The sequence below is a fragment of the Planktotalea sp. genome, assembly GCF_965659345.1.
Taxonomy (GTDB): Bacteria; Pseudomonadota; Alphaproteobacteria; order Rhodobacterales; family Rhodobacteraceae; genus Planktotalea.
Genome location: NZ_CBFHVK010000028.1, coordinates 20,909 through 31,099 on the forward strand (window position 1 = coordinate 20,909; position 10,191 = coordinate 31,099).

The 10,191-nt window shown below is 53.2% G+C and carries 7 protein-coding genes; 6 read left to right on the forward strand and 1 reads right to left on the reverse strand.

The features are described 5' to 3' along the window. Positions 1–84 precede the first annotated feature (84 nt). The 3 genes from rpoC to ACTG3Z_RS16335 all read left to right on the forward strand — a co-directional run bounded on the left by rpoC (position 85) and on the right by ACTG3Z_RS16335 (position 5,900). Entirely contained in the window at positions 85–4,335 is a 4,251-nt protein-coding gene (rpoC, locus tag ACTG3Z_RS16325; protein WP_439144079.1) for a DNA-directed RNA polymerase subunit beta', read from the forward strand. A gap of 110 nt (positions 4,336–4,445) precedes the next feature. Continuing rightward, on the forward strand, positions 4,446–4,898 hold the full coding sequence (locus tag ACTG3Z_RS16330; RefSeq protein ID WP_439144080.1) for a GNAT family N-acetyltransferase: 453 nt from the start codon (positions 4,446–4,448) through the stop codon (positions 4,896–4,898). Positions 4,899–4,991: 93 nt separating this feature from the next. Next, on the forward strand, positions 4,992–5,900 hold the full coding sequence (locus ACTG3Z_RS16335) for a DMT family transporter (RefSeq protein WP_439144081.1): 909 nt from the start codon (positions 4,992–4,994) through the stop codon (positions 5,898–5,900). Here the strand turns inward: ACTG3Z_RS16335 and ACTG3Z_RS16340 are convergent. Further along, entirely contained in the window at positions 5,881–6,684 is an 804-nt protein-coding gene (locus ACTG3Z_RS16340; RefSeq protein WP_439144082.1) for a putative rhamnosyl transferase, read from the reverse strand. The genes ACTG3Z_RS16335 and ACTG3Z_RS16340 overlap by 20 nt on opposite strands. A gap of 348 nt (positions 6,685–7,032) precedes the next feature. Here ACTG3Z_RS16340 and rpsL point away from each other — a divergent pair, with 348 nt between their 5' ends. From rpsL to fusA, 3 genes are read left to right on the forward strand one after another with little or no spacing between them, the layout of a single operon-like run. Beyond that, positions 7,033–7,404, forward strand: coding sequence for a 30S ribosomal protein S12 (gene rpsL / locus ACTG3Z_RS16345; protein ID WP_009828243.1), 372 nt, complete (start codon positions 7,033–7,035; stop codon positions 7,402–7,404). Positions 7,405–7,416: 12 nt separating this feature from the next. Beyond that, the gene (gene rpsG, locus ACTG3Z_RS16350; RefSeq protein WP_439144083.1) at positions 7,417–7,887 is read left to right on the forward strand and encodes a 30S ribosomal protein S7; all 471 of its coding nucleotides are present in this window, start codon (positions 7,417–7,419) and stop codon (positions 7,885–7,887) included. An 18-nt stretch (positions 7,888–7,905) separates the two neighbouring features. Continuing rightward, entirely contained in the window at positions 7,906–10,023 is a 2,118-nt protein-coding gene (gene fusA / locus ACTG3Z_RS16355) for an elongation factor G (RefSeq protein WP_439144084.1), read from the forward strand. Positions 10,024–10,191: the final 168 nt, after the last annotated feature.

A 10,191-nucleotide genomic window follows, 5' to 3' on the forward strand; every position in this document is an offset into this window, starting at 1 on the left:
TTACGGCGCTTAGAGTGTCCGTAAGGTGCGTGATCCCACGCACCTTCCTTTGACTTCCAATGCTCCCCTTTCAAGGATTTGAAAATGAACCAGGAACTGACAAACAACCCGTTTAACCCGGTTGCCCCCATCAAGACGTTCGACGAGATCAAAGTCTCCCTCGCGTCCCCTGAGCGCATCCTGTCGTGGTCTTTTGGCGAAATCAAAAAGCCCGAAACCATCAACTATCGTACATTCAAGCCAGAGCGCGACGGCCTCTTCTGTGCGCGTATCTTTGGCCCGATCAAGGACTATGAATGCCTCTGCGGTAAATATAAGCGCATGAAGTATCGCGGCGTTGTCTGCGAGAAATGCGGTGTTGAAGTAACGCTTCAAAAAGTACGTCGTGAGCGCATGGGCCACATCGAATTGGCCTCCCCAGTTGCGCACATTTGGTTCCTCAAGTCCTTGCCATCCCGCATCGGCCTGATGTTGGACATGACTTTGCGTGATCTCGAGCGTGTTCTCTACTTTGAGAACTACGTCGTGATCGAGCCGGGCCTGACGGACCTCACTTACGGTCAGATGATGACCGAAGAAGAGTATATGGATGCGCAAGACACCTTTGGTATGGACGCATTCACGGCGAACATCGGTGCGGAAGCGATCCGCGAAATGCTCGCACAGATCGATCTGGAATCCGAGGCGGAAACCCTGCGCGCGGATCTTGCCGAAGCAACGGGTGAACTCAAGCCAAAGAAGATCATCAAGCGCCTTAAGGTGGTTGAGAGCTTCCTTGAATCTGGCAACCGCCCAGAGTGGATGATCCTGACCGTGATCCCTGTGATCCCGCCAGAGCTTCGTCCGCTCGTGCCCCTCGATGGTGGCCGTTTTGCGACGTCTGACCTTAACGACCTTTATCGTCGTGTGATCAACCGTAACAACCGTTTGAAGCGTCTAATTGAGCTGCGCGCACCTGATATCATTGTGCGTAACGAAAAGCGGATGTTGCAGGAATCTGTTGACGCGCTGTTCGATAACGGTCGTCGCGGTCGTGTCATCACAGGCGCGAACAAGCGTCCTTTGAAATCTCTCAGCGACATGCTGAAGGGTAAGCAGGGCCGTTTCCGTCAAAACCTTTTGGGTAAGCGCGTCGACTTCTCTGGTCGTTCCGTCATTGTGACGGGACCGGAGTTGAAGTTGCATCAGTGTGGCTTGCCCAAAAAGATGGCGCTCGAGCTGTTCAAACCCTTCATCTACTCACGTCTTGAGGCCAAAGGCCTGTCATCCACTGTGAAACAAGCGAAAAAGCTTGTTGAAAAAGAGCGTCCCGAAGTTTGGGACATCTTGGATGAAGTGATCCGCGAACATCCTGTCATGCTTAACCGTGCGCCTACGCTGCACCGTCTCGGCATTCAGGCATTCGAACCTGTTCTCATTGAAGGTAAGGCAATCCAGCTGCACCCGCTCGTGTGTTCTGCGTTTAACGCGGACTTCGACGGGGACCAGATGGCTGTTCACGTGCCACTTTCACTTGAAGCGCAGCTTGAAGCACGTGTTTTGATGATGTCCACGAACAACGTTCTGTCGCCTGCAAACGGCGCGCCGATCATTGTTCCGTCTCAGGATATGATCTTGGGCCTTTATTACACCACGCTGGAGCGTGAGGGTATGAAGGGCGAGGGCATGATCTTCGGCTCTATCGAAGAAGTTCAGCACGCGCTTGATAATGGCACGGTTCATTTGCACTCCAAGATCACGGCACGCTTGCCGCAGATCGACAATGAGGGCAATGAAGTCATGCAGCGTTTCGAGACCACTCCAGGTCGCGTACGTCTTGGCGCACTTTTGCCGCTCAATGCGAAAGCACCGTTTGAACTGGTAAACCGCCTTCTGCGTAAGAAGGAAGTTCAGCAGGTCATCGACACGGTCTATCGTTACTGTGGTCAGAAAGAATCTGTGATCTTCTGTGACCACATTATGACCATGGGCTTCCGTGAAGCGTTCAAGGCAGGTATTTCGTTCGGTAAGGACGACATGCTGATCCCTGATACCAAATGGCCATTGGTTGAAGAAACACGTGATCAGGTTAAAGATTTCGAGCAACAGTACATGGACGGTCTGATCACTCAGGGTGAAAAGTACAACAAAGTTGTCGATGCTTGGTCAAAGTGTAACGACAAAGTCACTGATGCGATGATGGGGTCTATCTCCGCTGCGCGTCACGACGATCAAGGCACCGAAATGGAGCCGAATTCGGTCTACATGATGGCGCACTCTGGTGCGCGTGGTTCTGTGACGCAGATGAAGCAGCTGGGCGGTATGCGCGGTCTGATGGCGAAGCCGAATGGCGACATTATCGAGACACCGATTATCTCCAACTTTAAAGAAGGTCTGACCGTTCTGGAGTACTTCAACTCCACGCACGGTGCTCGTAAGGGTCTCTCAGACACGGCTTTGAAAACAGCGAACTCTGGTTATCTGACACGTCGCTTGGTTGACGTTTCTCAAGACTGCATCGTGCGCATGCGCGACTGTGGAACAGAGAACATGATCACTGCAGAAGCAGCCGTAAATGATGGTGAGGTTGTCTCCTCGCTTGCGGATCGTGTGTTGGGTCGCGTTGTTGCTCAGGACGTCTTGCGTCCCGGCACTGATGAAGTGTTGCTCACAACAGGTACGCTCATCGACGAACTTATGGCGGATATGGTCGAAGAGGCGGGCGTTGCATCCATGCGCATTCGTTCCCCTTTGACCTGTGAAGCGGAAGAGGGCGTTTGCGCCATGTGCTATGGTCGTGACCTTGCACGCGGCACAATGGTCAACTCCGGTGAAGCTGTCGGCATCATCGCCGCACAGTCCATCGGTGAGCCGGGCACACAGTTGACGATGCGGACATTCCACATCGGCGGCGTTGCGCAAGGTGGCCAGCAGTCCTTCCAGGAAGCCAGCCAAGAAGGCACGATCGTCTTTGAAAACCCACAAACCCTTGAGAACGCCGCCGGCGATATCATGGTGATGGGCCGTAACATGAAGATGATCATCAACGATGATAACGGTGAAGAGCGTTCAAGCCACAAGTTGGGCTACGGCACTAAGCTGTTTGTCAAAGAGGGCGCAAAAGTTGCGCGCGGTGACAAGCTGTTTGAGTGGGATCCGTATACGCTGCCGATCATCGCTGAAAAGGCTGGTATCGCCAAGTTTGTTGACCTCGCATCCGGCATCGCCGTACGCGACGAGACGGACGAAGCAACAGGCATGACGCAGAAGATCGTTATCGATTGGCGCGCAGCACCAAAAGGCAACGAACTGAAGCCGGAAATCATCATCATGGATAAAGATGGTGAGCCTGTGCGCAACGATGCTGGCAACCCAGTAACATACCCAATGTCTGTGGATGCGGTTCTTTCTGTTGAAGAAGGTTCTGAGGTTCAGGCGGGTGACGTTGTTGCGCGTATCCCGCGTGAAGGTGCCAAGACGAAAGACATTACTGGTGGTCTGCCACGGGTTGCGGAACTCTTTGAGGCACGTCGCCCTAAAGATCACGCGATCATCGCAGAAATTGACGGTCATGTCCGCTTTGGCAAAGACTACAAGAACAAGCGCCGTATCGCGATTGATCCTGTAGACGAAAGCCTGAGCGCGGTTGAATACATGGTGCCAAAGGGCAAGCACATTCCAGTTCAGGAAGGTGATTTTGTCTCCAAGGGCGATTACATCATGGACGGCAACCCAGCACCGCACGACATCTTGTCTATTATGGGTGTTGAGGCGTTGGCGGACTACATGATCAACGAGGTGCAGGACGTTTATCGCCTTCAGGGTGTTAAGATCAACGACAAGCACATCGAAGTCATCGTACGTCAGATGCTCCAGAAATGGGAAATTCTCGACAGTGGCCAAACCACATTGCTCAAAGGCGAGCACGTGGACAAGCAAGAGTATCTTGCGGCCAACGAGAAAGCAGTTCAGCGTGGCTACAAGCCTGCTCTGGGTGAGCCAATCTTGCTCGGGATTACCAAGGCGTCCTTGCAGACACGCAGCTTCATCTCTGCGGCGTCCTTCCAGGAAACAACGCGCGTTCTTACGGAAGCTTCCGTGCAGGGCAAGCGGGACAAGCTGGTTGGTCTCAAAGAGAATGTTATCGTCGGTCGTTTGATCCCAGCCGGTACGGGTGGGGCAACTCAGCAGATGCAGCGTGTTGCGCAGGACCGTGACAACGTCGTTGTTGAAGCACGCCGCATCGAAGCCGAAGCCGCCGCCGCATTGGCCGCGCCGACGGACGATATCGTGGGTGGTGACGTATTCGATAAGCCAGAGGATGTGTTCTCCACACCTGAAAGCCGCGACGAGTAAAGCGTCTCGCTTAAGAATTGAAAAAGGCCCTCACGAATTTTCGTGTGGGCCTTTTTGTTTAGGTGAAGGCATTATTGCCGAGATAGGCAAATCACCTTACCCTTCACCATATGACTGCAGACCTTTCAATACGACATGCCGTTGAAAAAGACCTCGGGCCGCTGCTTGATCTCTACACACATCTTGCAGAGGGCAACGCGCCCTATCGGCTCGCACAGGCGCGAGATACCTTCGCTCGGTTCCTGAGATACGAAGGCAGTGCCATTGTGCTTGGGGAAATGGAGGACTTACCTGTCGCGTCTTGCACTGTCGTTGTCGTGCCCAACCTCACACGCGGTGCGAAACCCTATGCGTTGATCGAAAATGTGGTGACCCATCCGCTCTATCGTGGCTATGGATTTGGAAAAGCTGTGCTTGATTTCGCGACGCATCATGCTTGGAAACAAGGCTGCTACAAAGCTATGCTCTTGAGCGGGTCACAAGATCCTAACATCTTAGGCTTTTATCAAAGCGCCGGTTTCGAGCAGTCTAAAACGGGTTTTCAAAAACGGCGTACTCTTTAGGGGCCTAACCCTAAACATTCCGCCGCGTTGAAGTTTCGCGCAGACGTCGCAAACGCACTACACACGCGAGTTCGTTTCAGCGATAGAGGTCCCATGACCCTATTCAACAACCTCTCCGACAACGCCAAAGGCGCGCTCTTTATGATGTGCTCTATGGCGGCGTTTACGTTTAATGATCTCTTCGTCAAAGCGATTGGGACAGAGGTGCCGCTGCCTCAAGTCCTCTTGCTGCGCGGTGTCTTAGCGAGCGTTTTGATCTACTTTCTTGCGCGCTATCTCAAGGCTCTGGCTTGGCCTGAAAAGGCGAAAGACCGTTGGCTTATTGTATTGCGCTCAGGCGCAGAGGTTGCGGCGGCATACTTCTTTCTGACGGCCTTGCTTCATATGCCCTTTGCCAATGTCACCGCAATTTTACAGACATTGCCGCTGACAGTTACACTCGCCGCAGCACTGGTGTTCAAAGAGGCGGTTGGCTGGCGTCGTATGCTCGCCATTGTAATCGGTTTTGGTGGGATGATGTTGATCGTGCGGCCTGGAACCGACGGGTTTACCGTACACTCCATCTACGTTTTGATTGCCGTGGTTTGTGTGACCGTCCGCGACCTTGCGGCGCGGCGTCTGAGCAAAGATGTACCCTCGCTCACTGTCACTTTGGTTGGCGCTATTTTCGTTACCGTATTTGGCGGGGTCGGGGCCGCGATCACAGGGGAGTGGGTCGATTTAACGGCAGTCCAAATCGCCATGCTTGCTGCGTCCGCCTTTTTTGTCATTGGCGGCTACGTCTTTTCGGTGATGGTGATGCGCGTCGGCGAAGTCGGGTTTACGTCACCTTTCCGATATACTGCGATGCTTTGGGCATTGCTGCTGGGCTATGTGTTCTTTGGCGAATGGCCAGAACCGCTTACCTTTGTTGGTGCCGCACTCATCGTCGCAACAGGTGTCTTTACGCTCTATCGCGAAGCAGTGGCGAAACGCAAAGCGCTTAAGCGAACACACGCCTGATGTGCTCGGCATCCACGGCAAAGGTGTCACGGATCATTTGCTCGCCCTCTTTATCAAGTAGTTTCAACTTTGGTTGAGTAACGTTAGGCCCTTGGCGGCTGTCGTTGTAGTCATTGTGCCCGCGTAAATACATCACGGGCTGATCAAAACTTATCGATGGCATGAAGCGACCCATACGACCGTGCGCGAAATTCATGATGCTTTTGCGAATATGTGGCGCAACCGAACAGCCAAGCGCGACGCCCCAGAACGGGTGATAGGTTTCTTCCACATGCAGCCCTTTTGCGTCAGGGCGCACGACGTAGCCACGGGGGAAATCAAAAGCAACAAACTTGTTACGCTCAAGCAGAGGACGGCAATCTATCGCCGCCCGCTTGAACTCTTCCACAAATGTCACCGCGATTGCATCATCATCGTCATGGCGAAATTGCAGGCAGGGCGCATCGCTTTTTACACGTGCCGTGTTGATGGCTTTCTGCATCGTCTCACGATGATCCGCAGGGGCGTGGGCTTGAATCTGGATGTGGCTGATCGGTGCGCAAAGATCAAAAAGACGTTCTTGGTATCGCTCGGGGAGGTTGTCACCGATGACAATGACAAATGTAAAATCTGTCTCCGTTTGTGCAGCGATAGAGGGGAGCATGATTGCCTCAAAGTGGCGAAACCGTTCTTCCATGCGCTTCTCGCTGTAAAGAAATGCTGAACGCTCTTCTGTGCCGTCATGCTCAACCTGAAAGCCACCAAGGGCAGGGTAGGAAAACCGGCATAATCCGATGATTTGCATGACGCTGTTCCTATGCTACTCAACCTCAAGGAATAGCATGTCATTGCCACCCCAATCCATCAAGGGGCAGGGCCATGTTGACACCTCACCCGACTCCCCCTATACGCGCGCTATCCGGCTCAAGGTGCATTCCTTTTGCCGATATCATATCGACTGTGGTCAAGTCCTTGGCACTTATAGCCAGCGACCTCTGAAAACCAACCGCGACGTTCACCTCGGAATGGGAACGTTTGCGGTTTTTTCGCTTGTTTACAGGCGATTGTGCTCCACGGCACGGCAGATTTCGCGTCACGGGCATGTTACATGCGCGTGGCAAAACTAAGTTGAGAGATGGGGAAGACACCTTCTATGCCAACGATCCAACAGCTGATCCGCAAGCCGCGTCAGCCTAAAATCAAGCGCTCTAAGTCGCAGCACCTAGAGCAGTGCCCACAGAAACGTGGTGTGTGCACACGCGTTTATACAACAACTCCGAAAAAGCCGAACTCCGCTATGCGTAAGGTTGCCAAAGTGCGCCTGACCAACGGTTTCGAGGTTATTTCCTACATTCCTGGTGAGAGCCACAACCTTCAGGAGCACTCTGTGGTTCTGATCCGTGGCGGTCGTGTAAAAGACCTTCCCGGTGTGCGTTACCACATTCTTCGCGGTGTTCTGGATACTCAGGGCGTCAAAGATCGTAAGCAACGTCGTTCGAAGTACGGCGCGAAGCGTCCTAAATAAGGAGAGGCTGATATGTCACGTCGTCACGCCGCTGAAAAACGCGAAGTCCTGCCCGATGCCAAATATGGCGATCGCGTCCTGACTAAATTCATGAACAACCTAATGATCGACGGCAAAAAGTCCGTCGCCGAGCGCATCGTATATTCTGCGATGACGCGGGTTGAAGAGAAGATCAAGCGCGCACCTATTGAGGTGTTCCACGAAGCGCTCGACAACATCAAACCGTCCGTCGAAGTACGTTCCCGCCGTGTTGGTGGTGCCACGTATCAGGTGCCGGTTGAAGTTCGCCCAGAGCGCCGCGAAGCATTGGCCATCCGTTGGTTGATCAAAGCGTCCCGCTCGCGCAACGAAAACACAATGGAAGAGCGTCTCGCTGGCGAACTTCTTGACGCTGTGAACACACGTGGTTCCGCGGTCAAGAAACGCGAAGACACGCACAAGATGGCCGAGGCGAACAAAGCCTTCAGCCATTACCGTTGGTAATTTAGAGGAGTACGCCAGATGGCACGCGAATACCCCCTCGAACTATACCGCAACTTCGGTATCATGGCGCACATCGATGCAGGTAAAACAACCTGTTCCGAGCGCATCCTGTACTACACAGGTAAAGAGCATAACATCGGTGAGGTGCATGATGGCGCCGCAACGATGGACCACATGGAACAAGAGCAAGAGCGCGGAATTACTATTACCTCCGCTGCGACGACGACGTTCTGGGAGCGCACAGAGGACGGCCAAACGCCGGATTCTCCAAAGCACCGCATGAACATCATCGACACGCCCGGTCACGTGGACTTCACAATTGAAGTTGAGCGTTCTTTGGCTGTTCTTGACGGCGCGGTTTGTGTTCTGGATGCAAACGCCGGTGTTGAGCCGCAGACAGAGACTGTTTGGCGTCAGGCTGATCGCTACAAAGTCCCACGTATGGTTTTCGTCAACAAGATGGACAAAATCGGCGCGGACTTCTTCAACTGCGTTGAAATGATTGAAGATCGTACAGGCGCAGTTGCTGTTCCTGTTGGTATCCCAATCGGTGCAGAGACAGAGCTGGAAGGCCTTCTCGATCTCGTAACCATGGAAGAGTGGTTGTGGGAAGGTGAAGACTTGGGCGCGTCTTGGACGAAAGCGCCAATTCGTGCTGAGCTTCAGGACATGGCTGACACTTGGCGCAACAAGCTCGTTGAAGCAGCTGTTGAGCAAGACGACGACGCAATGGAAGCATATCTTGAAGGCGAAGAGCCTGATGTGCCAACACTGCGCAAGTTGATCCGCAAGGGTACACTTGCAATGGCGTTCGTTCCTGTTCTTGGCGGCTCTGCGTTCAAAAACAAAGGTGTTCAGCCTTTGCTTAACGCTGTTGTCGACTATCTGCCGAGCCCGCTCGACGTTGTTGACTACATGGGCTTTAAGCCAGGTGACGAAACAGAAACACGTGACATTGCCCGCCGCGCGGATGATGACATGGCGTTCTCTGCGCTTGCGTTCAAAATCTGGAACGACCCGTTTGTTGGCTCGCTGACATTCACACGCATCTACTCCGGTAAGTTGGAGAAGGGCGATACATTCCTGAACTCGACCAAAGGCAAAAAAGAGCGCGTTGGCCGCATGATGATCATGCACTCCAACGATCGTGATGAAATCAGCGAAGCATTCGCTGGCGACATCATCGCGCTTGGTGGTCTGAAAGACACGACAACAGGTGACACGCTTTGCGCAGTCAACGAGCCTGTCGTTCTGGAAACGATGACCTTCCCAGAGCCAGTGATCGAGATCGCGGTTGAGCCTAAAACAAAGGGCGACCAAGAAAAGATGGGCATCGCGCTTCAGCGTTTGTCCGCTGAGGATCCTTCCTTCCGTGTTGAGACTGACCTCGAGAGTGGCCAGACGATCATGAAAGGCATGGGTGAACTTCACCTTGATATTCTCGTCGACCGTATGCGTCGTGAGTTTAAAGTTGAAGCGAACATTGGTGCGCCTCAGGTTGCTTACCGCGAAACGATTGGTCACGAAGTTGAGCACACGTACACGCACAAGAAGCAGTCTGGTGGTTCTGGTCAGTTCGGTGAGGTGAAACTTCAGATCACGCCGACAGAGCCGGGCGAAGGTTACTCGTTTGAGTCCAAGATCGTTGGTGGTGCTGTTCCGAAGGAATACATCCCGGGCGTTGAAAAGGGCATCAAATCCGTTATGGATAGCGGTCCTTTGGCGGGCTTCCCTGTGATCGACTTCAAGGTTCAACTTCTGGACGGTAAGTTCCACGATGTTGACTCCTCTGTGCTTGCGTTCGAAATCGCAGCTCGTATGGCAATGCGCGAAGGAATGCGCAAAGCTGGTGCGAAACTGCTCGAGCCAATCATGAAAGTCGAAGTGATCACGCCGGATGAGTACACAGGTGGTATCATCGGTGACCTCACATCCCGTCGTGGTCAGGTTCAAGGTCAGGACACGCGCGGCAATGCCATCGCGATTGACTGCTTTGTTCCGCTTGCGAACATGTTTGGCTACATCAACACACTTCGTTCGATGTCTTCGGGTCGTGCAAACTTCTCGATGCAGTTCAGCCACTATGAGCCGGTTCCGCAGAACATCTCTGACGAGATCCAAGCGCAATACGCATAAAACGAGCGGTGCGTGGGAAACCACGCACCCTACACAACATCCCGTAGGGTGCTTATCGCTTCGGCCAAGCACCGTCTTATTTGAAGGAGTCCCACCATGGGCAAGGAAAAGTTTGAACGCAATAAACCGCACGTCAACATCGGCACAATTGGCCACGTTGACCACGGT